The sequence below is a fragment of the Shewanella chilikensis genome (assembly GCF_037953065.1).
GTDB lineage: Bacteria > Pseudomonadota > Gammaproteobacteria > Enterobacterales > Shewanellaceae > Shewanella > Shewanella chilikensis.
This window is the reverse complement of the sequence record NZ_CP149966.1, coordinates 1719651-1743681: the sequence shown is the minus strand read 5'-3', so window position 1 is coordinate 1743681 and position 24031 is coordinate 1719651. Positions and strand designations below refer to the sequence as shown.

Sequence of the window (24031 nt, the reverse complement as noted above, 5' to 3'; positions counted from 1 at the left end):
CTACCCCTACAGCCAAAACATCAATGGTTATTTTCGAGCCTGAACCATTACTATCCTGTATGTCAGCGGCAATCCCTTGTCCGTTCTAAGGACCTCGGCCTGCCCGTTAAGTGTATGCCAAAAACCCTTTCCCTTGAGCCCGGCGCCTGAGTTTTTGTCGGCGCCGACTGAAGCGCCGACCCCCTTGATGGAGTAAAGCAATTCCCTGAGATTGGCAAAGTGGCACTGGAAGGTGCGGCTTTGCGTGTGCAAGCTCTGCCAGGGATGCTGGCCCAGCGCTTGCTCTAACATATCCTCGGCTGCAAACGCCTTGACTCGCAGCCCCAACGTCTGTAATTCGGGCAAACTGCCCCGGGCCACTATGGCAAGGCGTACCGAGCCGCCCGGGCGCATGACCCGAAAAATCTCCGCCAAGGCAGCCGGAATATCGCCGCACCACTGCAGCGCCAGGTTGGAATAAACCGCATCGAAACTATTGTCGCCAAAGGGAAGCTGCTCGGCATTGCCACAAACAGCCTGATAATAGGGGAAATTTCCCTTCAGCTGCTTGAGCATTCCGCTGGCGATATCCAGGGCAGTCACGCTTTGGGGGCCGAGCGTGGCAAAAGCCGTGCCCGGACCTGCACCTATATCCAGCAGTTTTCCTGAGTGTGGGCAATCGTTCCAGTCAAGTAAGGCTTCGGCCGTCAGACGCTGCACCCTATTGTGGCGCTCATAAGCGCTTGCCGCCTTGGAAAAACGCCCGGCGACGTCACCAAGCGGCACGGATTGCACCAGGCCTGTATGATTGGCCAGAGGCTCATGACTCATGTTGCTCATGCCATCAGCTCCGCCAGTGCCGAGGCCAAGGCCAGTATATCCTGCTCCCTGTGCTCGGCGCTCAGGGTAATACGCAATCTGGCACTGCCTTGGGGGACTGTGGGTGGCCGAATCGCCCCCACCAGGAAGCCGCGTTCCAGAAGCCTTGCCGCCAGCGCCATACACTTGCCACTCTCACCCACCAACAAAGGTTGAATTGGCGACTCAGATGGCATCAAGGAGATCCCCGCCACTTGGCAGCTGCGGCGAAACAAAGCGATATTGGCGTTGAGGCGCTCAAGCAAGCGCTCTTGCTGGATCAGCTCCAGAGCCTCGAGTACGCCCATACAGCAGGCGGGTGACAGCGCGGTGGAATAGATGTATTCACGGGCGTTAGCCACCAGATAGTCTATCAATTCCTGCGAGCCCACAATCGCCGCGCCCTGACCACCGAGCGCCTTGCCAAAGGTCACCAAACGGGCAAATACCGGCAAGGGTGAAGACTCAAATAGGCCGAAGCCGTGGGCATCATCGAGAATAAGCGGGCTGCTGTGCGCTTGGCACAAGTGGCTCAATTTACCGAGCGGCGCCCTGTCGCCATCCATGCTGAACACGGTTTCAGTGAGCACAGCGCTGCCGGGATGCCGGGCCAAAAGCGCTGTGGCGGCCGCCATATCGTTATGGGCAAAACGCCGTATTTTGGCCTTTGAGTCGCGCAGGCCATCTATCATGGAGGCATGCACCAATTTGTCGGCAATCACTGTATCTTCAGCGCTAAACAGGGTTTTCATCAGCGCAGTGTTGGCGGCAAAACCACAGCTGAACAATAACGCCGCTTCTGCACCGAGTGCCCGGCACAGACCTTGTTCCAGCTTGAGATGCGCCTCGCTGTAACCTGAAACCAGAGGTGAAGCGCCGCTGCCGCAGCCATAGAGAGTTGCCCCCTTGGCAAGCGCAGAGATGACCTTGGGATGACGGGCCAGGCCCAGATAATCATTGGCGGCAAAATCCAGCAATGGTTTGCCACTATCTGTTGCATGGGCAACAGGATGCAATAGTCGCTCACGGCCGGGCGCTGCAGCGAAGCAGCATCTTTGCCTGAGCAAGCCGCCGCGCGCAAGCTCCTCACGGCGGCGGGCCATTTTGTCGAGCAATGAGGTCAAGTTACAGGGCTCCGGCGTCGTAAAACTGTCCCTGAGCCTTGTTATTGATAGCCTCTGCCTTGGCCGCGGCGCGGGCTATTTCGGCGCCCTCTTCCTCGACCGTGGCGGCCTTGCCCTGCTCCGGGGTCAATCCCAGACGGCGGAACAGGCTCATATCGTCATTTTCTTCCGGGTTAGTGGTGGTCAACAGCTTGCAACCATAGAAAATCGAGTTGGCGCCGGCAAAGAAACACATGGCCTGCAGCTCATCTGTCATACTTTCACGCCCGGCCGACAAGCGTACCCGTGACAAAGGCATCATGATTCTGGCCACGGCTATGGTGCGCACAAACTCCAGTGGATCCAGGTCGTCCAGGCTGTCCAGCGGCGTACCGGCCACCTTGACCAACATATTGATAGGCACAGAGTCGGGATGTTGCTCCATATTAGCCAACTGCTGCAGCAAACCCGCCCTGTCGGTGGCCTGCTCGCCCATGCCGACAATCCCGCCGGAGCACACCTTCATACCGGCGGCGCGCACATTGGCCAAGGTGTCCAATCGCTGCTGATAGGTGCGGGTGGTGATGATATCACCATAGTATTCCGGCGAGGTATCCAGGTTATGGTTGTAGTAATCCAGCCCGGCTTCGGCCAGCTCGTTGGCCTGGTTTTCGCTGAGCATACCCAGGGTCATACAGGTTTCCATTCCCAGGGATTTAACCTCCTGCACCATCTGCTTGAGATAAGGCATATCGCGCTCATGCGGGTTACGCCAGGCGGCTCCCATGCAGAAGCGGGTCGCACCGGCGGCCTTGGCACTTCTGGCCTCTGTCAGTACCTTTTCCATCTCCAGCAGACGCTCTTTTTCCAATCCTGTGTCGTAGCGGGCGCTCTGGGGGCAATATTTGCAGTCTTCCGGACAGGCCCCCGTCTTGATTGACAACAGACGACTGACCTGAACTTCATTGGGATTGAAATGGGTTCTGTGCACGCTGTGGGCACGAAACAACAAATCATTCATAGGCAGGGCAAAGAGGGCTTCAACCTCTTCGCGGCGCCAGTCATGGCGCAGCTCTGTATTGGACATATTCTGTGTTACCTGAGTCTGATCTATTTGTTGCTGAAGCCGATTTTGCCGATTAATCCTTCGGGGTTCCGGGTTCAGTTGGCTGCTTGAAGGCCTGAATTATTTTCGTTAGCATACCCGCGACACCCTCACTGTCAACGCCAACCAGTTGCACAGGTTTACCTTTGGTTAATATATGAGCATAGATTATTGTTTTGACCGTCAGCACATCTGGCATCCCTACACTTCCATGAGCCACACCCTACCCGTTTATGGGGTCAAAGCCGCCGAGGGCGTACGCCTGACGCTGGAGGATGGTCGTGAGCTTATCGACGGCACCAGCTCCTGGTGGGCCTGCGTTCATGGTTACAGCCACCCGGCAATTCTCGGCGCCATGGAAGAGCAACTCAAACGCCTGAGTCATGTGATGTTCGGAGGGATCACCCATGAGAGCGCCATCGAACTGTGTCGCCAGCTCATCAATATCACCCCGGAGCCGCTGACCAAGGTGTTTCTGGCTGACTCAGGCTCCATTGCGGTGGAAGTGGCGCTGAAAATGGCGCTGCAGTACTGGCAAGGACAAAACAAGACAGAAAAAAACCGCATCATGACGGTCAAGCAGGGCTACCATGGCGACACGTTCGCCGCCATGAGCGTCTGCGACCCGGAGGGCGGCATGCACACCATGTTTGGTGACAATGTGGCCCGGCAACTGTTTGCCCCGGCGCCGAGCACACCCTTTGGTGAAGCCGCTAAAGCAGATGACATCGCCGGACTCGAGGCCATGCTGGCCGAGCACGGCACGCAAACCGCCGCGCTGATCCTCGAACCCATAATGCAAGGTGCCGGTGGCATGTGGTTTTACAGCGCCGACTATCTCAAGGCAGCAAGAGCCCTGTGCGACAAGTACGATGTGCTGCTGATCCTGGATGAAATCGCCACAGGTTTTGGGCGCACAGGTAAGCTGTTTGCCTGCGAACATGCCGACATAGCACCGGACATCATGTGTGTCGGCAAGGCGCTCACCGGCGGCTATATCAGTCTGGCGGCGACGCTGTGCAGCGATAAAGTGGCGGCGGGCATAGACAGCTCCCCTGCCGGCGTATTTATGCATGGGCCAACCTTTATGGCCAATCCTCTGGCCTGTAGCGCCGCCCGCGCCAGCCTGGCCCTGCTGGCAAGCGGTGAGTGGCAAGCTCAGGTCAAGGCCATTGAAACTCAGCTTAAACAGGAACTGGCACCAGCAGCGGCCCTGCCGGGAGTCAAAGCGGTACGGGTGCTTGGCGCCGTTGGCGTACTGGAGATGCACAGACAGGTCAATACCGCGGCGCTGCAGGCCGAATTTGTTGCCCGTGGCGTGTGGATCCGCCCCTTTGGTAAACTCATCTATATCATGCCGCCCTATGGTATCAGCGCAGAAGAGCTGAGCTGCCTGAGCCGGGCCATGCTGGAAGTGGCCGCACTGACGAGCGAGCATGCAGCAGATGACAGCGCCTTCGTCAGCCACGGCTGAGCCTAGAACACCTCAACTCTACTCAGGACAGCAAAAAAAGCGGCTCAAATGAGCCGCTTTGTCTTGAGGTAAACCAAGCCTTGCAGGGAATGTTTACTCAATAAAACGCTAATTAGAACTTATGGTACTTATCGATACCAAAGGTTCTGCCTGTGTCATGACAAGTCGCACAGGATTCGGCACTTGGCTGCTTGAACCACTCAACAGCCGGGATATCCACACTGATATCACCGCCATTTTGACTCATATGCGCCTTGGCTGAATCACTGGTGTGGCAGGCATAACAGTTTGCGGTGACCGGGCTGGTCATCTTGCTGCCGGGCTCCAGAATATACTGGTTGGGCACAGCGGCCAGCGACAGGCCATCCTGGTGACAGGCCACACAACTGCTGGCCGGAGCTATGGCTGCGGCGCCGTTGGCTTTTCCTGTCTGACTCCAGTTGCCATCGGCATCCTGAGCCACTTCACCGACAGTTGCCCCCTTGCCCCAGTGCCAGCTGTGGATCATGGGACCGAAGCCGGCACCATAATCGGCGCTGGTACGGGCCATTCCGTTGCCGTGACAAGCGATACAACCCTTACCACCGTTGTCGAACTCACCGTTCTTGTGGAAGGCTGTCACATCGTTATGGCAAGTAATACAGCTGCTGTCGGCCACCACCTGACGCCGATCAAAGCCGGAGATCTTGCTGCCATCGGTTGGATTGACGACATCAGAATAAGCCGTGAAGGAGACCCCCATGGAGCCGTCATAACCATTGGCACGAATGCGATCGCGAGTTTGACCACGCACCTTGCCATCATACTCCTGCCAACCTTCGCTGGAGAAAGTCACCCGCGCCGAGAACATATAGCCGGCATTCTCATACCCTGCCGCTATGTTGGCCGCAGCATAACACACAGTGCGGGTGCCATCGGCATTGTCCGTCTTGGTTTCTGAGTTACGGGCGCCCGGGCGGCCCACCAGGCCATGATTGTCATAGGCATGCAGATATGCACCGGCATAGACTATCGGCTTGGCGGCAACATAACCGGCATTGGCAGCGTCGGCATTATAGTTGTTGCCGATATTGACCAGATTACCTTCTTTATCCTTGACACTGATGGTAGAACACCAACCACCGGCACCATCGGATTCAGGAGTAGAAAGTTCAACTGTGTAAGCCGCACGTAGCGCTTGCAACTTGGTGATCCCGGCTTTCTGCTCATGCAGCTCACGGAAATCCAGACCATTTGAAGGCACTATATCGCCTATCGGGGTTCCTTCTTTACCATGGCAATCGATACAACCAGGGCCGGTAAAGTTGCTGTTAATAGGCGCATCTGTATGACAACTGCTGCAGTTGAGCACGCTGAAGTCTTTGCTGAACTCCCTGTGATTGATATGACCTATCTTGGATAAGGTATTGCTGGCATAACCACCGATAGAGAATCCCTCATCGTTGGTCACTGTCTTGCTGACTGAGCCATGACAAACCAAACAGCCGGCAATAAAATCTACTTCACCGTCCATGCCTTCAGCCACATATCCGGCGTGACGACGTGGGCTCTGGGAGTAATCCACGTGACAGGCATAACAGGCTTCAGTGGTAGTGCTGAATTGACCCTCCGGCTTATTGACAACCAATGCCTTGGAACGGGCAATGGCATCATTACCGCCAACACGCAGCCAAACAATACCCTCAGTAGCCGCATTAACGCCCGCCATCGGCGCTTCAAATATATAATGTCCATCATCAACTTGAGTTAACTTGGCACCTTCTGTCGCCTGAGTGACTGCGCCACCGATATGAACATTGTCCTCTACATTATTAATAGGGTTTTCGTCCCGGTTAAGAATAAAACCTTTGGCAGTCAAAGCAGCCACTTTTGCCTGAACATCGGTAAGGTCATTAATTAAATTACCATTTTCATCTGTCACTTCGAACTCGTAGGTAATTGTCCCCTCGCCCAAAGTGTAATTAATCACTTTAACTTGGGTTTCAACCGATTGGGTTACAGGAGGATTTGTCCCGGGTTTTCCCGGTTCCCCCGGTTTCCCTGGCTCGCCCGGCGCACCGTCTCGACCGTCATCACCATCACTGCAGCCTGCAAGCAGTATCGCCATCACCATCAAAGCAACTCTTTTCTTTTTCAATATGGTCATCTTTCTCTCCTGCCCAAGCACAGGCATACTGTTTGCTCGGCCGTTATTTTATGGCGAACAATCTCGACTCCCGAAACTTAAGCGAAAGTTATAATAATGATTAAGGGGTCTATCCTGACCCGCGGAAATAATATGACCAAAAATAAAACAAAAGAGTGACCAAAGACACAAGATATAACAAGGAAACAAATTAATACGAATATAATTATTAAAACAACCTTAAAAACAAAACAATATTAACCACTGCCTTTATTTTAAATAAGAGTCAACTCGGCTATTTCTTTAGTAGAACCATTTTATACCGATATATTGCAATTTCTGAAATCGGGCATTTTAATTTCCATCAAGAAGTTATTCTTCAATTGTTTGAAATTGGCTGGCCATTCTTTGAATGGATTTAAGACTAACACCATGTTTATTTCGCTTGGCACATTCATGCAGATGTGTTTTGCTGCGAACATCGCCAATTTGCTGAATATGCACCCGATAACCCAAGGCCTTCGCAGCCGCTTGATAGGCAGCGAACTCCCACAGCGCCATGTTGGTATTATCACAGATAACCACAGGCACACCCGTTGCCAACGCCTCTATGAAGCGACTCAGATTAAGCTGATGAAATTCCGCTAAACGCGCAGCATCGAAAAAATAACGATCATTTCGATAAAAGAAACTGTCGGTTGAGCAAAGGCCCTTTTCAGTAATACTCTGTACAAGCTCTACAGATAGCTCCTGGATAAACTGCCGAACCCAGTAGGATTTGCCGCTACCGGGCAGACCGCGCATGATGATCGCCAAGCGACTGTTACCATCGATAGTACGGGGCTCAGGCATCAGTTATGGCCGGTTTGGTTACAAATAGACTGACCCGCAAGGATACGCTCCACCAATGGCGGTACCATCTCACTGGCCTTTCCTTGCAAATGGATCTGAAACTGGCTGTGTCTGTCTGCCGGCATCAGATTGACCTCAACGGTGAGCGCACCATGATGATTGGCGCTGTCGACAAAACCGGCAGCGGGATAGACAGTGCCAGAAGTGCCAATGGCAATAAAAAGATCGCAGTGATCCAGCGCATCGTGAATTCTATCCATTCCCAGAGGCATTTCACCGAACCAAACCACATGAGGCCGCAATCGCTGCGCCGGTATACAGCAGGTGCAGGTATTCTCCGGCCCGAAGGGGTCGTGCAATGTAAAAGTTTGCCTCGAGCGCGGACAACGCCCCTTGGAAAGCTCACCGTGCATATGCAGCAAGCGCCTGGATCCAGCTCTCTCGTGGAGATCGTCTATGTTTTGGGTGACAATAAGCAGCTCACCTTCAAATTCCTGCTCGAGGCGAGAGAGCGCCGTGTGGGCGGCGTTGGGTTCTATATTGCCCGAGTGCAGTTGTTGCCAACGACCATTGTAAAAATGTTCAACCAGTTCAGGGTCACGTTCATAACCTTCAGGAGTGGCCACATCCTCGATATGATGTTCTTCCCACAGACCATCTTGATCCCTGAAGGTACGTAAACCGGACTCAGCAGAGATCCCGGCGCCGGTTAAAATCACGATTCGACGATGCATCTGGTATCCTTTTGTTTTTCTGCCATCCTGCCAATAGCGACTCAACAGCGCAATTATGCCTTGGTATAACCATACAAAATGTATGCTTAAATTGCTTGTTTTTATTCAAAATTATGCCGATTATAGCTAAGTTGCCCCACAGAAGTACCAAAAGCCGGATCAGAGGTTTAAGTTTTAGAACAGTACACATATAATGGGGTCTATTATCCACGGACGAACCTATGTGTAATACCAAGGGTTCTGCAATCAAGAGATTAGCCATGACAGATGGAAATCAAGCGCTGAAAAAAGCGGGTTTGAAAATCACCCTGCCACGAGTCAAAATCCTGGAGCTGATGCAAGAACCGGAAAACCAGCATATCAGTGCCGAAGACTTATATAAGAAATTGCTGGATATCGGCGAAGAGATAGGTTTAGCTACCGTTTATCGGGTATTAAATCAGTTTGACGATGCCGGTATTGTCAGCCGTCACCACTTCGAAAGTGGTAAAGCCGTATTTGAACTCTCCACCCAACATCATCACGATCACCTGGTATGCCTGAGCTGTGGCAAAGTGATCGAGTTTTCCGATGACCTTATAGAACGTCGTCAGCATGAAATTGCCATGCGTCACAATATCAAGCTCACCAATCACAGCCTCTACCTCTATGGTGTCTGCACCAACGACAAGTGCGATCACGGCCAAGAGTGATAATTAAAAAAACCAGCGCCAAGCGCTGGTTTTTTATTGTCGGTAATCTTGGAATTACCAATTCAAAGCCAAAGGCTCACCCTTCTTCCTTGGGCAGGCATGATTGAAAAGCATCGGGTCCGCATAACAAAGGAAACGATTATTGGCGAAAAGCCGAAATAACCAGTCTCCCTCTTCTGCAAACTGCGCCGGAGGCGTCAGATTACTCACATGCTTGGGTTCCAGACCGGCAAACTGCATCAGCTTGTCGGCATCATGTTCACTGATCAACTGTGGATCCGCCGGTAATTTACCGCTGCCGGCAGAAAAACCATTGTGGACAAAGTACTGCTTCATCTTTATCTCCTTTCCCTGTCGTTGGTGCATTTCGAATGACCTAAAGATCTGTCACTCTCGTGTCCGTCCAAAGCCTTACCGGCTCCGGCGCCTAGCGGTGAAAATCACCTGAACGTTCCGGTTGATAGATGATCTCTTCAATCCGCACTTTCACCATGCCGCCACCCGGACCCGGCCATTCGATTTCATCCCCCTGAGCCAAGCCCAACAGGGCACCGCCAACAGGTGCCAAAATCGAAATTTTACCGGCACTACCATCGGCATCTTTTGGATAAACCAGGCGCAAGGTGAACTCTTCATTGGAGGAAGACATACGAAAACGAACTTCAGAGTTCATGGTTACCACATTATCCGGCATCTCCTTGGATGGCCTGATTTCTGCCCGCTCCAGTTCAGCCTCGAGTGCTTGATGGCCGGGAAAGGCATTCGCCGGCAATGACTCCAGCAAACGCTCCAGGCGATCCATATCCACTTCAGAAATTACGATATTAGGTTGTGTACTCACAGCAATCCTCTACTTTTCAGAAAAGCCGCCTGAGCGGCCCCACATCGGGTCATCCCTTCCCCCATTGAGGGTTGACGCCAATACCCAATCGCTGAAAATCGCCTGACAGGCGTTTCAGACAAATTCAGCTTGATCTTCGGACGCTTTCGCCCCCGAATTGCACTTCAGCGCCGCATTGGGCTAACCAATACGGCGCTGAAATGGTGTTAACACGACATCAAACCCTCTGAGTTGACTCGGATACCCGCGTCAGTGGCTGTCTTGGCGCAGCCCACTACTCGGCTCCAGATAACAACAAACCGACAACCCCAAGAGGGATGATTGATAACAATTTGAATTTTTTATATTTTTAGCGCATTAATGCACCAAGACTCCCCGAAGGAATAACCAGACCCCAATCTAACCTTTTCCCAATCAAATATCCAGCCGGGGGCATCAGAGCTTCATCACAGCAGCCAATAAAAAAGGCGCCTCTCGGCGCCTTTTGTGAGCTTAACGACTGTGCTTACCAGCCGGTCTTCTCACGCAGCGCGCTGCCGATTTCGGCCAGCGAGCGTACGGTAGTCACGCCTGCGGCTTCCAGAGCAGCGAACTTGTCGGCGGCAGTACCCTTACCACCGGCAATAATGGCGCCTGCATGGCCCATACGCTTACCTGCTGGTGCTGTCACACCGGCAATGTAAGAAACCACTGGTTTGGTGACGTTGGCCTTGATGTAAGCCGCCGCTTCTTCTTCGGCAGTACCACCGATTTCACCTATCATCACTATGGCCTCAGTCTGAGGATCGTTCTGGAACATTTCCAGTACGTCGATGAAGTTGGTACCAGGGATTGGGTCACCACCAATGCCGACACAGGTAGACTGGCCGAAACCTTCGTCAGTAGTCTGCTTAACGGCTTCGTAAGTCAGAGTACCGCTGCGGGAAACGATACCCACTTTACCCGGCTTGTGGATGTGACCTGGCATGATGCCTATTTTACATTCGCCTGGAGTGATAACGCCTGGGCAGTTAGGGCCAATCATGCGCACGCCGGTTTCTTCCAGCTTCACTTTCACCTGCAGCATATCCAGAGTTGGGATACCTTCGGTGATACATACGATCAGCTCGATGCCGCCATCTATGGCTTCCAGGATAGCGTCTTTACAGAAAGGCGCAGGTACATAGATAACAGATGCAGTGGCGCCGGTGGCGGCAACAGCATCTTTCACAGTGTTAAATACTGGCAAGCCCAAGTGAGTGGTGCCGCCTTTACCTGGAGACACACCGCCGACCATTTGAGTACCATAGGCAATCGCCTGCTCAGAATGGAAAGTACCCTGACCGCCGGTGAAACCCTGGCAGATAACCTTGGTATCTTTGTTGATTAAAACAGACATTATTTGCCCTCCGCAGCTTTAACTACTTGCTGAGCAGCGTCGGTCAGACTTGTCGCAGCAATGATATCCAAACCTGATTCGGCCAGTACTTTAGAGCCCAGCTCGGCATTGGTACCTTCCAGACGCACAACCACAGGCACTTTCACACCGACTTCTTTCACTGCACCGATAATACCTTCGGCGATCATGTCACAACGCACAATACCACCGAAGATGTTCACCAGAACGGCCTTCACATTGCTGTCAGACAGAATGATCTTGAAGGCTTCGGCAACACGTTCTTTGGTCGCGCCGCCACCTACGTCGAGGAAGTTGGCTGGCTTGCCACCGTGTAGGTTAACGATATCCATGGTACCCATGGCCAGACCGGCACCGTTTACCATGCAACCTACGTTACCGTCCAGAGCCACATAGTTCAGTTCAAACTTGGCTGCGTGGGCTTCACGTGGGTCATCTTGAGAAGGATCATGCATGTCTTTGATCTTTGGCTGACGGAACAAAGCGTTACCATCTACGCCAATCTTGCCGTCCAGACAGTGCAGGTTGCCTTCGGTGGTGATCACCAGAGGGTTGATCTCCAGCAGGGCAAAGTCATGCTCCAGGAACATGGTCGCCAGACCCATAAAGATCTTGGTGAACTGCTTGATTTGAGTTGGGTTCAGACCCAGCTTGAAGCCAAGGTCACGCGCCTGGTAAGGCTGAGGACCTGTGATAGGGTCGATAATGGCTTTGTGGATCAGCTCAGGGGTCTCTTCAGCCACCTTTTCGATTTCCACACCACCTTCGGTAGAAGCCATAAACACGACGCGGCGAGTGCCACGGTCGACAACGGCACCCAGATAGAGTTCGTTGGCGATATCAGTGCAGCTTTCAACCAAAATCTTGGCAACCGGCTGACCTTTTTCATCAGTCTGATAAGTGACCAGATTCTTGCCCAGCCAATGTTCGGCAAAGGCTCTGATCTCTTCTTTGTCGCCAGTGACTTTAACGCCACCTGCCTTACCGCGGCCGCCAGCGTGCACCTGGCACTTGACTACCCACATGTTTCCGCCAATGCGACCGGCTGCTTCAACAGCTTCCTGAGCTGTGTCACAAGCATAGCCTTCTGACACTGGTAAACCATATTCGGCAAATAGGGCTTTTGCCTGATACTCATGCAAATTCATGATGATCTATCCGTATACTACGTTTTAAATCCAACCGGCCCCGAAGGGCCAGTCACGAGGTTATTGTCTGGCGGCGCTTACAAGTCCAGCAGCAGACGAGTTGGGTCTTCCAGCAGATCCTTAATGGTCACCAGGAAGCCAACTGACTCACGACCATCAATAATGCGATGGTCATATGAGAGAGCAAGGTACATCATGGGCAGGATTTCCACCTGGCCATTGACTGCCATTGGGCGATCCTTGATGGCATGCATGCCGAGGATTGCGCTCTGTGGCAGGTTCAGAATAGGCGTCGACATCAAGGAGCCAAACACACCACCGTTGGTCACAGTGAAGTTACCACCTGTCATATCTTCCACTGTCAACTTGCCGTCACGGCCCTTGATAGCCAGTTCGCGAACCGCTTTCTCGATATCGGCCAGGCTCATGGTATCTGTGTCGCGCAGCACAGGCGTTACCAGGCCACGAGGCGTGGAAACGGCGATGCTGACATCGAAGTAGTTGTGGTACAGGATGTCGCTGCCATCGATAGAAGCGTTGACTTCAGGATAACGCTTCAGCGCTTCGGTTACGGCTTTCACATAGAAAGACATAAAACCAAGACGGATGCCGTGTTTCTTCTCAAAGACTTCCTGATACTTCTTACGGATGTCCATGATAGGCTTCATGTTGACCTCGTTGAAGGTGGTCAGCATGGCGGTGGAGTTCTTGGCTTCCAGCAGACGAGTGGCGATAGTCTTGCGAAGACGCGTCATAGGTACACGCTTCTCACTGCGATCGCCCGCCAGAGTCACAGGTGCTGTGGCAGCAGCAGCGGCAGGCTTGGCAGAGCCTGACTTAACAAAGGCTTCCACATCTTCTTTGGTGATACGACCACCCACACCTGTGCCCTTGATTTTAGCGGCATCCAGATTGTGTTCGGCGATCAGGCGACGTACTGATGGGCTCAGGGCATCGTTGCCTTCTGCCGCGGCTTCTTCAGCCTTAGGCACAGCGGCTTCGGCCTGCTCTTTGCTCACTTCCTGACCGGCAACCGCGCCGGCAACGAAGTTGGCGATAACCTGCTCGGCCAGGACGGTATCCCCTTCCTGGAACAACAGTTCGCTGATCTGGCCATCTTCGGGTGCTACAACTTCCAACACCACTTTATCTGTTTCAATATCAACCAGGTTCTGATCACGGGAAACCGGCTCACCAGGCTTAACGTGCCAAGTGGCGATAGTCGCGTCGGCAACAGATTCGGGCAGTACAGGTACCTTGATTTCGATACTCATGGAAAGCTTTCCTTTTTGTATAAATTTCTATTACTTCAGTTTTAATGCGCTAGTGATCAGTGATTCCTGCTGATGCGTATGCAACTCAGGATAGCCACAAGCCGGCGCTGCAGAGGCGTCACGGCCAGCGTAGCTGAGCTGGGCACCTTTTGGAATGGCTGCCCAGAAGTGATGCTGGCTGCAATACCAGGCACCTTGGTTCTGAGGCTCTTCCTGACACCAAACAAAGTCGGTCACATGCTGATAATCTTTCAGGGCAACTGCCATCTCTTCGTGTGGGAAGGGATACAACTGCTCTACCCTCACCAGAGCGACATTATCGATATTCTCTTTGCGGCGACGTTCCAGCAGCTCGTAGTAAACCTTACCGCTACAGAACACCACGCGATCGACCTTGGCGGCATCCAGAGTATCGATTTCACCGATAACGTTCTGGAATTGACCGTTGGCCAGCTCGTCCAGGGAAGACACTGCCAGCGGGTGACGCAGCAGCGACTTGGGAGACATAACCACCAGCGGACGACGCATTGGACGCACTACCTGACGACGCAGCATGTGGTAGACCTGAGCCGGTGTCGAAGGCACACACACTTGCATATTGTGATTGGCGCACAGTTGCAAGAAACGCTCCAGACGAGCACTTGAGTGCTCAGGCCCCTGACCTTCATAGCCGTGTGGCAGCAACATGGTCAAACCGCACAGACGGCCCCACTTCTGCTCACCGGATGACAGGAACTGGTCAATCACCACCTGGGCACAGTTGGCAAAGTCACCGAACTGGGCTTCCCAGATAGTCAGGCCGCCTGGCTCAGCTGTGGCGTAACCGTATTCGAACGCAAGCACTGAGGCTTCAGACAACACTGAGTCGGTGATGTCGATAGGGCCCTGCTCTTCGGCCACATGGCGCAGCGGCAGATAAGTCGTGCCATCGTTCTGGTTGTGCAGCACGGCGTGGCGATGGAAGAAGGTGCCACGACCCGAGTCCTGACCCGTGATCCTGACTCTTTGCTTGTCTTCGAGGATGCTGGCATAGGCCAGAGTCTCGGCAAAGCCCCAGTCCATTAGCTTCTCGCCTTTGGCCATGGCGACGCGGTCGTTGTATATTTTGGCAACCCGTGAGTGCAGCTTATGGCTCTCCGGCACATAACTTATCTTGTCGGCCAGATTCTGCAGACGTTCGCGGGTCATGCCGGATTCAAAAGACTCATCCCACTCGCGGTTCAAATAAGGAGTCCAGTCCACAGTGTGCAGCGTCATTGGACGCCACTCTTTGACCACACAATCCCCTTGATCCAGCGCATCACGATAGTTATTAATCATGGCGGTGACATCGTCGGCCGCAATGCTGTTCTCGGCAATCAACTTGTCGGCGTAGATCTTACGTGGCGTTGGGTGCTTCTTGATCTTGGCGTACATCAGTGGCTGAGTCGCACTGGGCTCATCGGCCTCGTTGTGGCCGTGACGGCGATAACATACCAATTCGATAACCACATCGCGCTTGAAGGTATTGCGGTAATCCACAGCCAACTGAGAGACAAAAGCCACGGCCTCAGGATCGTCGGCATTAACATGGAAAATCGGCGCCTGCACCATCTTGGCGATATCGGTACAGTATTCGGTAGAACGCACATCCTGGTGGTTGGAGGTAGTAAAGCCCACCTGGTTATTGACCACGATGCGGATAGAGCCGCCAACTTTAAAGCCGCGGGTCTGAGACATGTTGAATGTCTCTTGCACAATACCCTGTCCGGCAATGGCCGAGTCACCATGAATGGTAATTGGCATGACCTGCAGGCCATCTTCGCTACCGCGGCGATCCAGTCTGGCGCGCACCGAGCCCATCACTACCGGGTTAACGATTTCCAGGTGTGAAGGGTTAAACGCCAATGCCAGGTGAACATTGCCACCGGGCGTTTCAAAATCGGAAGAGAAGCCCTGATGGTACTTAACGTCCCCTGAACCCAGCGTCTCATGATGCTTGCCGGCAAACTCATCAAAGAGTTCGGCAGGACGCTTGCCCAGAATGTTAACCAAAACGTTAAGACGGCCTCGGTGAGCCATGCCCACGACTATCTCTTTAGTACCCGCTTCACCGGCACGATAGATAATTTCGCGCATCATGGGCACCAGCGAGTCGCCCCCTTCGAGGGAGAAGCGCTTGGCACCGGGGAATTTGGCACCCAAATACTTTTCCATGCCTTCGGCGGCATTCAATCCTTCAAGGATCCGGGTCTTGACTGCCTTATCATAGCTGCCCTTACCCAGTGAAGGTTCGAGACGTTGCTGGATCCAACGTTTCTCTTCGGTATCGGTAATATGCATATATTCGGCGCCGATAGAGCCGCAATAGGTCGCCTTGAGCGCCTTCACCAGCTCACCCAGTTTCAGGGTATCACCGCCATAAGCAAAAGAACCTGTGTTGAACTCCCGCTCCATGTCCTCGCTGGTCAAGCCGTGGAACGCCGGATCCAATTCAGCAACTGTGTCGCGCTTCCACAGTTCCAACGGGTCCAGATTGGCACTCTGGTGACCACGGAAACGGTAGGCGTTGATCAATTGCAGAACTTTTACCTGCTTGGCGTCGACATCAGGATCGGACACGCGGCTGGTACCTTTGCTACGGCCTTCCTGTGCGAGGGAGCGAAAATAGTCACGGATCTTGGAGTGAGAAGCTTCGGGTACATCAGCAGAGGCACCGTTCACGGGAGGGAGTTGCTCAAACACCGCACGCCAGTCGTCAGATACCGAGGTGGGGTCTTCTTGGTAGGCTTCATACATCTCTTCAACGTAGGTCGAGTTCGCCCCACTCAAGTGAGATGATTCGAGCCAGGCTTTCATGCTGCCTTGGTGCATTTCTTATCCTTTCAAACTTGATACACGTGCTTAGCCATATTTTCCCTGCCTAGGCAGGGTCTCAGCCGCCCCTGGGACATCCGGATGTTACGGCCTTTTGTAGTCCTTTACACACAAAGAGCCACTTTCTGCCCAGAGAAAGTGACTCCCCACGAGCCTATGTAATTATTGGATTAAGCTCGTCGTCTTGCATTTATACAGCCCGCTTCAGCAACATGGACTTGATGTGTCCGATGGCCTTGGTTGGGTTCAGGCCTTTCGGACAAACATCCACACAGTTCATAATGCCGTGGCAACGGAAGACGCTGTATGCATCATCCAGCTCGCTCAGACGCTCCTCGGTCGCAGTATCACGGCTGTCTATCAGGAAGCGATAGGCATGCAGCAGACCACTGGGGCCAACAAATTTGTCCGGGTTCCACCAGAATGATGGGCAAGCCGTAGAACAACAAGCACACATGATACATTCATACAGACCATCCAGGTGAGCACGCTCCTCCGGTGACTGCAGATGTTCACGGGCCGGCTTCTTCTCATCATTGATGAGGTACGGCTTGATCTTCTCGTATTGCTTGTAAAACTGACTCAGGTCAACCACCAAATCACGCACCACAGGCATACCGGGCAGAGGACGGATTTCAATCTTCTTGCCCTTGAATGCAGATACAGGCGTGATACAGGCCAGACCGTTTTTACCGTTCATATTCATGCCGTCTGAGCCACAAACCCCTTCGCGACAAGAGCGACGGAAAGACAGGCTTGGGTCCTGCTCTTTAAGCTTGAGCAGGGCATCCAATACCATCATATCGGTGCCTTCGGCCACTTCCAGGCTGTAATCCTGCATGTAGGGTTTAGTGTCTACATCAGGATTGTAGCGATAAACTGCAATATCCAATTTCATCTTCGCAACTCCTTAGTAGGTACGCTTCTTCGGCGGGAAGGCTTCACGTGTCTTGGGCGCCATGTTCACTTCACGGGTGGACATGGTTTCGTTGACTGGGTCAAACAGGCTGTGACACAGCCAGTTGGCGTCATCACGCTCAGGGAAGTCTTCACGGCTGTGAGCACCACGGCTCTCGGTACGGAAGTTGGCTGCGTAAGCAGATGCGATAGCTGTTGCCATCAGGTTATCCAGTTCCAAACACTCGATACGCTGAGTGTTGAACTCTCTGGAGTTGTCAGATAGCTTGGCATTGGCCAGACGCTCACGAATTTTCTGCAGTTCTTTCAGGCCTTCGGCCATGGCATCACCGCTACGGAATACCGAAAAGTTCAGTTGCATGCACATCTGCAGATCTTTACGGATAACCGCTGGATCTTCACCGTCTTTATTGCTTTCCCAACGATTCAGACGCTCGAGAGACTTCTGAATATCGGCTTCAGTCGCAGCTTTGGGATCTGCGGTTTCATCCAGCGCTTTACCCAGATGTTGACCGGCTGCACGACCGAACACTACCAAGTCGAGTAGTGAGTTACCACCCAGACGGTTGGCACCGTGAACCGATACACAAGCAATTTCGCCCACGGCGAACAGACCCTTGATATCTTCTTCAGTACCATCGGCGTTCTTATGGATCACCTGACCGGATACCTTGGTTGGCAGACCACCCATCATATAGTGACAAGTTGGGATAACCGGAATTGGGCCATCGGCGGGATCTATGTGAGCAAAGGTACGGGATAGTTCACATACACCAGGCAGACGCGCTTCCAGGGTTTCTTTGCCCAGATGGTCCAGCTTCAGCTTCAGGTGTGGGCCCATAGGACCTTCACAACCGCGGCCTTCACGAATCTCTGTCATCATGGAACGGGCAACCACGTCGCGTGAAGCCAGATCTTTGGCGTTGGGCGCATAGCGCTCCATGAAGCGTTCGCCGTCTTTATTGAGCAGGTAACCGCCCTCACCACGACAACCTTCAGTCACCAGAACACCGGCACCGGCAATCCCGGTTGGGTGGAACTGCCACATTTCCATGTCCTGCAGCTGAACCCCGGCACGGGCCGCCATACCAACACCATCACCTGTGTTGATGTGAGCATTGGTAGTAGAAGCAAAGATACGACCGGCACCGCCGGTAGCCAATACTGTGGCCTTGGCTTTGAAGTAAACGATTTCACCGGTTTCAATTTCGATTGCAGTACAACCTACGATGGCACCGTCTTCGTTTTTAACCAGATCCAAGGCATACCACTCGGAAAATACCTGAGTCTTGTTCTTGACGTTCTGCTGATACAGGCAGTGTAGCAGCGCGTGGCCGGTACGGTCAGCCGCAGCCGCGGTACGGGCCGCCTGCTCACCACCGAAATTCTTGGATTGACCGCCGAAAGGACGCTGATAAATAGTGCCGTTTTCAAAGCGTGAGAATGGCAGACCCATCTGCTCCAGCTCGATAACCGCTTCAGGGCCGGTCTGACACATGTACTCGATGGCATCCTGGTCACCGATGAAGTCGGAACCTTTTACCGTGTCGTACATATGGTGTTCCCAGTTGTCCTCGTGGGCATTACCCAGAGCAACAGTGATCCCGCCCTGAGCCGAAACCGTGTGAGAACGTGTAGGAAAAACCTTGGACAGGAGCGCACAGCTCTTGCCCTCTTGAGAAATCTGCAGTGCTGCGCGCATGCCGGCACCACCGGCACCAATCACGACAGCGTCAAACTCGCGTACTGGAATAGCCACTTAAACACCCCACACTATTACTATGCCCGACGCCAGATAAGCAAAGGCGGTCACGACAAAGACAAACTGTAAAACCCCACGCAGTGCTACGTTTTTGACGTAGTCAGTCAGTACCTGCCAGATACCGATCCAGGCATGGATAAGCAGCGCAATAAGCGCCAGCAGAGTAAAGACTTTCATCGGCAGTGAAGCAAACAGCCCATGCCAGACGTCGTAGGTGAGAGGTGAACTGCAAGCTGCAAATCCGACCAGGAATATAGTGTAAACGGCCAGAATGACGGCACTTGCGCGTAATAGGATGAAGTCATGAACACCACTGCGTCCAAAACTCGCTGCATTGGTTACCATACCCAGATCCCCGCTAATACAGAAAACACTGCGGTCAGGACAAATACTGCCTTGGCCGATGCCTTACCCGAAGGTAGCTCTTCCCAACGACCGGTATCCATTACCAGGTGACGCAAGCCGCCCAGCAAATGATAAGCCAGTGCGGTCAGAATGCCCCACAGGATAAACTTCACCACGAAGTTGTCTAACAGAGATTGTACGCCTTGGAAACTCTCGGCCGACGCCAGCGAGGCATTCAGCAACCAGAGAAGTATACCAACAGCGAACAGCATGATGACACCGGATACCCGGTGTAGAATGGACACAATTGCAGTCGCCGGGAAGCGAATGGTCTGCAGATCTAAATGGACAGGTCTTTGCTTTTTCACGTTCTGCTCACTCAGCTCCATTGAGCATTTTTTTTGTTATGTGAACCGATTTTGCTCTTACACAGTTCTGTGACTGAAGTCACAGAGAAGGGTTTCACAATAGAAGGTTGAAACAAAAAGCTAACTTGTTGACAACACACAAAATTAGTTAATTAGTGATATGCTAACCAAGCCCGCCGTTTGTAGCTCTTGCGAGCCGCAGCAAGTATACTCGTCGTAAATGTCAAATACAAACATCACATTATCCAAATTTTGTTTTTTTGCCCTTTTTACAGGATAAGTGCTGGTGTTATCAGGGAAATTGGTCTTACCTATACCATGGTCTAACGAATTTAAACGCTTATTTAAATTGAAATGTGATCTGGATTGGCTGTAAAGTAATGGCCGTTTGACATGCCGCACTCACATAAGAATGAAGTAAGGAGAACGGGGTATGGCTGATTTAAAAGCCAAATTGGAATTACCAGGGAACGACTCGATTGAACTGCCAGTGAAACAAGGAACTGCTGGTTTCGACGTAATCGATATCAGTAAACTCGGCAGTAAAGGCTACTTTACCTTTGATCCAGGATTTCTCGCGACGGCCTCCTGTGAATCTGCAATTACCTATATCGATGGTGCGCAGGGTGTATTGTTACACCGTGGCTATCCGATAGATCAACTGGCGACAGAATCCGACTACCTGGATCTCTGTTACCTGCTGTTGTACGGCGAGCTGCCAAGTAAGGCAGAGTATGAAAAATTCGCCTACACAGTTAAAACTCATACCATGGTGCATGAGCAGTTGGCCTTCTTTTTCAGAGGCTTCCGTCGTGACGCTCACCCAATGGCCATGCTTTGTGGCGTGACAGGCGCTTTGTCTTCTTTCTATCAGGACTCTTTGGATGTCAACGATGCCCGTCATCGTGAAATTGCAGCCTTCCGCCTGGTTTCCAAGATGCCAACCATTGCCGCCATGTGCTACAAGTACTCCATAGGACAGCCGTTCGTGTACCCACGCAACGACCTGAGCTATGCCGGTAACTTCCTGTCGATGATGTTCGCTGTACCTTGTGAAGAATACAAGGTGAACCCGATTGTGGAACGTGCCATGGATCGCATCTTTATCCTGCACGCCGATCACGAGCAGAACGCTTCAACCTCAACCGTGCGTCTGGCGGGCTCTTCAGGTGCTAACCCATTTGCCTGTATCGCTGCCGGTATCGCTTCGCTGTGGGGACCTGCCCATGGTGGTGCCAACGAAGCTTGTCTGCGTATGCTGGAAGAAATCGGTACTGTGGATCGCATCCCTGAGTTTATCGAACGCGCCAAAGACAAGGATGATCCTTTCCGTCTGATGGGCTTCGGTCACAGGGTTTACAAAAACTTCGATCCACGCGCCAAAGTGATGCGTGAAACCTGTCACGAAGTGCTGGCCGAACTCAAGGTTAACGACCCTCTGCTGGATGTTGCCATGGAACTTGAGCGTATCGCCCTGGAAGATGAATACTTCATCTCCAAGAAGCTCTATCCAAACGTCGACTTCTACTCAGGTATCATCATGAAGGCGATTGGTATTCCAACCTCCATGTTTACCGTTATCTTTGCCCTGGCCCGCACCGTTGGCTGGATTGCCCACTGGAAAGAGATGCTGGATCAGCCTGGTCACAAGATCAGCCGTCCACGTCAGCTCTACACAGGCGCGACTTCCCGCGACTTCGTGGAACTGGACAAGCGTTAAATCTAAGTGTTTAAAGTCCAAATCCGATGACCTCTGGTCATCGGATTTTTTGTACCTCTTTAATATCTATCAGCCCTTTATCCTCAGCAAACTGCAACCACTTCAATTTCCTGTTGTGCGCTTGAAACAGTCACTCCTATAAGGCTTGAGATAATGATGATTGGGTATAGAACCTGGCTTATAAAGCTAAACTCACCATAAGCCGAATAAAAACTGCCCAAAACCTAGATCAAACATCCAAGCAAGAAACGTAAGACAAGCTCTCATTTATCCGACCACGCTTAAAAAGATGCGAATAATTCCCCGTGGTGTTCTCTGTTGTAGAGCTTAGCTTGCCGGTTAGTAAGCCGCCCCAGACCACACATGGGACTTGTTCGCTCCTTCCATTATAGCCCCTTGTCTTTATCAGCTCGCATCAAGGACTCCAGCTCTGCCCTGCCCTTATTGGACAAGCGAATAAGCTCCTTAAGATCGTCCTTGTGCTTGGCTCCGGCTTCAACCTGTGCCTTGTCGTGCTCGGCAAATATCTTCACCCGCTCATTGGCTTGTACCTGACTGAGTCCCAGTGTTTGCAACACACTTTCACTGGCACTGAGGGCCGAGCCGAAGGTTTCCCGAAATACCGACGTCACTCCAAGACTCATCAAACGATAAGCATGGTTACGGTCACGGGCCCTGGCGACCACGGCTACATGGGGAAAGTGCGTCTTCACCTGAGTCACTATCTGCAATGAATCTTCCACATTGTTGACCGCTACCAGGATCACCCGCGCCTTGGGCAAACCGGCCGAAAACAGCATATCGAGCCGCTTGGCATCACCAAAATACACTTCCCCCCCAAACTGGCGCACCACATCCACATGGCGGGCATCTTTATCCAGCGCCACAAACGGGATCCCCGAGGATGCCAAAATACGGCCGGTTATCTGTCCCATGCGGCCAAAACCGGCGATGACCACCTCGCTTTCTGACGCTTCTATCACATCAGGTAAACGGCTCGCTTCTGCCGGTTTGCCTAGCAGCCTGAACAATTTCAACAAATAAGGCGTTATCGCCATCGACAAACCTATAGCCAACACCAACATCTGGCTGATTTTTTCGGATAAAAGCCCTGACAACTGCGCTTGGGAAAGCAGTACAAAAGCAAATTCACCGCCTTCGGCCAGGATCAACCCCAACACCATGGCACTGCGCCAGGTATGGTGTCTAAACTTCCCAAGCAACATAAGTACCAAAGTCTTCACCGCCAGCATGCCAAAGAGGATCCCCAACAACGCCAAAGGCTCCTTCAGCAGTAAGCCAAGATCCATGGTCATGCCTACGGCCATGAAAAACAGCCCCAACAGCAAACCCTTGAAAGGTTCAATATCGGTTTCAAGCTGATGGCGATAACCCGAGTTGGCCAGCATGATACCGGCCAAAAACGCCCCCATACCGGCCGACAGCCCGAGCCAGGCCATTAACGCCGCACTGCCCATCACAAGCAATAGCGAAAACGCCGTCAGCACTTCGCGCACCCCACTGGCCGCCACCAACTGCAATACTTTGGGAAGCAGATATTTACCCACCAGCAAAAATCCCAATAAAGCTACACAGGTCCAATACCAGGGTACGGCATGATGAGCCGGATCGGCGCCGCTTGGCGACAGATAAGCAATCAGCAGCATCATGGGGATCACCGCCAGATCCTGCATCAGCAATACCCCAAAGGCATCACGCCCCACTGGTGTAGTGAGCAGTCGCTGCTCATTCATTAATTGCACCGCAAATGCTGTAGAAGACAGGGACAGAGCTGCACCGACAATGATAGCGGCTTCAATGGAAAGCCCGACACCGAATGCCAAAGCGCTGACCGCTGCCCAGGACAGCAGTAACTGACCACTGCCTAGGCCAAATATGGCACTGCGAAGTTCCCAGAGTTTGCCAGGAGTCAATTCAAGCCCCATGACAAACAGCATGAGGATCACCCCAAGCTCGGCAAAATGAAGCACAGCTGCCGGCTCGGAAACCACAGCAATACCGCCCGGTCCAAGCAGTACACCGGCGGCAAGGTAAGAAAGTATGGGGCCTATACCAAAGCGCTTGCCAAGTGGAACCAACACCACGGCAGCGAGCAAAAACATGAGCACAGAGGTAAAAATGCCGGCCTGTTCCATCGAGACTCCTTAACAAATAGCAATAGAAGGCTGTTGTTTGCCACACTTATATACAGGGATAAAAGGCATGGATGATCTAAATGGCCCAAAGCAAGTTTGACTCGGGCCTATCACGGGAGTTTCAGTATAGCCAGCTTTATAGGCCTTGATAACCGAAATTTTGAACCTATTTAAAAATAAGTCTTTTAAATACAAATGGTTTTCAATGATGCAGCAGGCTTATTGCAAGCCGGCAAAACGATTTCAAATTTCTTGGCAGTCTAACTGGAACCCATTTAACTGAAACGACTAAAATCAGCCGCCGCCCCCGCTAACTTATTCTATT

At 52.4% G+C, this 24031-nt stretch carries 20 protein-coding genes; 3 read left to right on the top strand and 17 right to left on the bottom strand.

Annotated features, from left to right (window positions below; genetic code table 11):
• Positions 1-27: 27 nt before the first annotated feature.
• The 3 genes from WKR14_RS08025 to bioB are packed head-to-tail and all read right to left on the bottom strand — an operon-like array spanning position 28 to position 3027.
• Positions 28-819: a methyltransferase domain-containing protein gene (locus tag WKR14_RS08025; protein ID WP_339087607.1), complete on the bottom strand. Its 792-nt coding sequence runs from the start codon at positions 817-819 to the stop codon at positions 28-30.
• Positions 816-1961 (bottom strand): 8-amino-7-oxononanoate synthase, encoded by a 1146-nt coding sequence (locus WKR14_RS08020; protein ID WP_339087606.1) that lies wholly within the window; start codon positions 1959-1961, stop codon positions 816-818. Before WKR14_RS08020 ends, WKR14_RS08025 begins: the two co-directional genes overlap by 4 nt.
• Before the next feature lies 1 nt (position 1962).
• A complete protein-coding gene (gene bioB / locus WKR14_RS08015) occupies positions 1963-3027 on the bottom strand; it encodes a biotin synthase BioB (protein WP_101052948.1) in 1065 nt (354 codons plus the stop codon).
• A 175-nt stretch (positions 3028-3202) separates the two neighbouring features.
• On the opposite strand from bioB, the gene bioA reads away from it, so the two are divergent.
• On the top strand, positions 3203-4519 hold the full coding sequence (bioA, locus tag WKR14_RS08010; protein ID WP_101052946.1) for an adenosylmethionine--8-amino-7-oxononanoate transaminase: 1317 nt from the start codon (positions 3203-3205) through the stop codon (positions 4517-4519).
• 112 nt (positions 4520-4631) lie between these two features.
• On the opposite strand, the gene WKR14_RS08005 is transcribed toward bioA, so the two are convergent.
• The 3 genes from WKR14_RS08005 to cobB form a co-directional block, all read right to left on the bottom strand.
• Complete coding sequence (locus tag WKR14_RS08005) at positions 4632-6665, bottom strand: multiheme c-type cytochrome (RefSeq protein ID WP_339087605.1); 2034 nt, start codon at positions 6663-6665, stop codon at positions 4632-4634.
• 351 nt (positions 6666-7016) lie between these two features.
• Positions 7017-7496 carry an AAA family ATPase gene (locus WKR14_RS08000; RefSeq protein WP_101052942.1) on the bottom strand — a complete coding sequence of 160 codons (480 nt, stop codon included), beginning with the start codon at positions 7494-7496 and terminating at the stop codon, positions 7017-7019.
• Complete coding sequence (gene cobB / locus WKR14_RS07995; RefSeq protein ID WP_101052940.1) at positions 7496-8230, bottom strand: Sir2 family NAD+-dependent deacetylase; 735 nt, start codon at positions 8228-8230, stop codon at positions 7496-7498. The genes WKR14_RS08000 and cobB overlap by 1 nt, the downstream gene beginning before the upstream one ends.
• Before the next feature lie 260 nt (positions 8231-8490).
• Here cobB and fur point away from each other — a divergent pair, with 260 nt between their 5' ends.
• Positions 8491-8922, top strand: a complete 432-nt coding sequence (fur, locus tag WKR14_RS07990; protein ID WP_025011008.1) for a ferric iron uptake transcriptional regulator — start codon at positions 8491-8493, stop codon at positions 8920-8922.
• 54 nt (positions 8923-8976) lie between these two features.
• Here the strand turns inward: fur and WKR14_RS07985 are convergent, their stop codons facing one another.
• The 10 genes from WKR14_RS07985 to sdhC all read right to left on the bottom strand — a co-directional run bounded on the left by WKR14_RS07985 (position 8977) and on the right by sdhC (position 19851).
• A complete protein-coding gene (locus WKR14_RS07985) occupies positions 8977-9258 on the bottom strand; it encodes a hypothetical protein (protein ID WP_101052938.1) in 282 nt (93 codons plus the stop codon).
• Between the two features lie 91 nt (positions 9259-9349).
• A complete protein-coding gene (rnk, locus tag WKR14_RS07980) occupies positions 9350-9763 on the bottom strand; it encodes a nucleoside diphosphate kinase regulator (RefSeq protein WP_039032728.1) in 414 nt (137 codons plus the stop codon).
• 505 nt (positions 9764-10268) lie between these two features.
• Positions 10269-11141, bottom strand: a complete 873-nt coding sequence (sucD, locus tag WKR14_RS07975) for a succinate--CoA ligase subunit alpha (protein WP_025011011.1) — start codon at positions 11139-11141, stop codon at positions 10269-10271.
• Positions 11141-12307, bottom strand: coding sequence for an ADP-forming succinate--CoA ligase subunit beta (sucC, locus tag WKR14_RS07970; RefSeq protein ID WP_025888715.1), 1167 nt, complete (start codon positions 12305-12307; stop codon positions 11141-11143). Before sucC ends, sucD begins: the two co-directional genes overlap by 1 nt.
• A 77-nt stretch (positions 12308-12384) precedes the next feature.
• A complete protein-coding gene (gene odhB / locus WKR14_RS07965) occupies positions 12385-13581 on the bottom strand; it encodes a 2-oxoglutarate dehydrogenase complex dihydrolipoyllysine-residue succinyltransferase (RefSeq protein ID WP_165564880.1) in 1197 nt (398 codons plus the stop codon).
• 30 nt (positions 13582-13611) lie between these two features.
• Entirely contained in the window at positions 13612-16434 is a 2823-nt protein-coding gene (gene sucA / locus WKR14_RS07960; RefSeq protein ID WP_101052934.1) for a 2-oxoglutarate dehydrogenase E1 component, read from the bottom strand.
• A 193-nt stretch (positions 16435-16627) separates the two neighbouring features.
• Positions 16628-17335 carry a succinate dehydrogenase iron-sulfur subunit gene (locus tag WKR14_RS07955; protein ID WP_039032724.1) on the bottom strand — a complete coding sequence of 236 codons (708 nt, stop codon included), beginning with the start codon at positions 17333-17335 and terminating at the stop codon, positions 16628-16630.
• 12 nt (positions 17336-17347) lie between these two features.
• Positions 17348-19114 (bottom strand): succinate dehydrogenase flavoprotein subunit, encoded by a 1767-nt coding sequence (sdhA, locus tag WKR14_RS07950; protein ID WP_071477404.1) that lies wholly within the window; start codon positions 19112-19114, stop codon positions 17348-17350.
• The gene (gene sdhD / locus WKR14_RS07945; RefSeq protein ID WP_025011016.1) at positions 19115-19462 is read right to left on the bottom strand and encodes a succinate dehydrogenase, hydrophobic membrane anchor protein; all 348 of its coding nucleotides are present in this window, start codon (positions 19460-19462) and stop codon (positions 19115-19117) included. It abuts the gene before it with no gap.
• On the bottom strand, positions 19456-19851 hold the full coding sequence (gene sdhC, locus WKR14_RS07940) for a succinate dehydrogenase cytochrome b556 subunit (protein ID WP_025011017.1): 396 nt from the start codon (positions 19849-19851) through the stop codon (positions 19456-19458). The genes sdhD and sdhC overlap by 7 nt, the downstream gene beginning before the upstream one ends.
• Before the next feature lie 412 nt (positions 19852-20263).
• Between sdhC and WKR14_RS07935 the strand changes: the two genes are divergently transcribed.
• Entirely contained in the window at positions 20264-21550 is a 1287-nt protein-coding gene (locus WKR14_RS07935; RefSeq protein WP_101052927.1) for a citrate synthase, read from the top strand.
• A 386-nt stretch (positions 21551-21936) separates the two neighbouring features.
• On the opposite strand, the gene WKR14_RS07930 is transcribed toward WKR14_RS07935, so the two are convergent.
• Entirely contained in the window at positions 21937-23706 is a 1770-nt protein-coding gene (locus WKR14_RS07930) for a monovalent cation:proton antiporter-2 (CPA2) family protein (protein ID WP_339087604.1), read from the bottom strand.
• Positions 23707-24031: the final 325 nt, after the last annotated feature.

What these genes read in the sequence shown, in the direction of transcription:
- WKR14_RS08025 (WP_339087607.1), bottom strand. Translation starts at nt 819, where the DNA reads ATGAGCAACATGAGTCATGAGCCTCTGGCCAATCATACAGGCCTGGTG.
- bioB (WP_101052948.1), bottom strand. Translation starts at nt 3,027, where the DNA reads ATGTCCAATACAGAGCTGCGCCATGACTGGCGCCGCGAAGAGGTTGAA.
- bioA (WP_101052946.1), top strand. Translation starts at nt 3,203, where the DNA reads ATGAGCATAGATTATTGTTTTGACCGTCAGCACATCTGGCATCCCTAC.
- WKR14_RS08005 (WP_339087605.1), bottom strand. Translation starts at nt 6,665, where the DNA reads ATGACCATATTGAAAAAGAAAAGAGTTGCTTTGATGGTGATGGCGATA.
- WKR14_RS08000 (WP_101052942.1), bottom strand. Translation starts at nt 7,496, where the DNA reads ATGCCTGAGCCCCGTACTATCGATGGTAACAGTCGCTTGGCGATCATC.
- cobB (WP_101052940.1), bottom strand. Translation starts at nt 8,230, where the DNA reads ATGCATCGTCGAATCGTGATTTTAACCGGCGCCGGGATCTCTGCTGAG.
- fur (WP_025011008.1), top strand. Translation starts at nt 8,491, where the DNA reads ATGACAGATGGAAATCAAGCGCTGAAAAAAGCGGGTTTGAAAATCACC.
- WKR14_RS07985 (WP_101052938.1), bottom strand. Translation starts at nt 9,258, where the DNA reads ATGAAGCAGTACTTTGTCCACAATGGTTTTTCTGCCGGCAGCGGTAAA.
- sucD (WP_025011011.1), bottom strand. Translation starts at nt 11,141, where the DNA reads ATGTCTGTTTTAATCAACAAAGATACCAAGGTTATCTGCCAGGGTTTC.
- sucC (WP_025888715.1), bottom strand. Translation starts at nt 12,307, where the DNA reads ATGAATTTGCATGAGTATCAGGCAAAAGCCCTATTTGCCGAATATGGT.
- odhB (WP_165564880.1), bottom strand. Translation starts at nt 13,581, where the DNA reads ATGAGTATCGAAATCAAGGTACCTGTACTGCCCGAATCTGTTGCCGAC.
- sucA (WP_101052934.1), bottom strand. Translation starts at nt 16,434, where the DNA reads ATGCACCAAGGCAGCATGAAAGCCTGGCTCGAATCATCTCACTTGAGT.
- WKR14_RS07955 (WP_039032724.1), bottom strand. Translation starts at nt 17,335, where the DNA reads ATGAAATTGGATATTGCAGTTTATCGCTACAATCCTGATGTAGACACT.
- sdhD (WP_025011016.1), bottom strand. Translation starts at nt 19,462, where the DNA reads ATGGTAACCAATGCAGCGAGTTTTGGACGCAGTGGTGTTCATGACTTC.
- sdhC (WP_025011017.1), bottom strand. Translation starts at nt 19,851, where the DNA reads ATGGAGCTGAGTGAGCAGAACGTGAAAAAGCAAAGACCTGTCCATTTA.
- WKR14_RS07935 (WP_101052927.1), top strand. Translation starts at nt 20,264, where the DNA reads ATGGCTGATTTAAAAGCCAAATTGGAATTACCAGGGAACGACTCGATT.
- WKR14_RS07930 (WP_339087604.1), bottom strand. Translation starts at nt 23,706, where the DNA reads ATGGAACAGGCCGGCATTTTTACCTCTGTGCTCATGTTTTTGCTCGCT.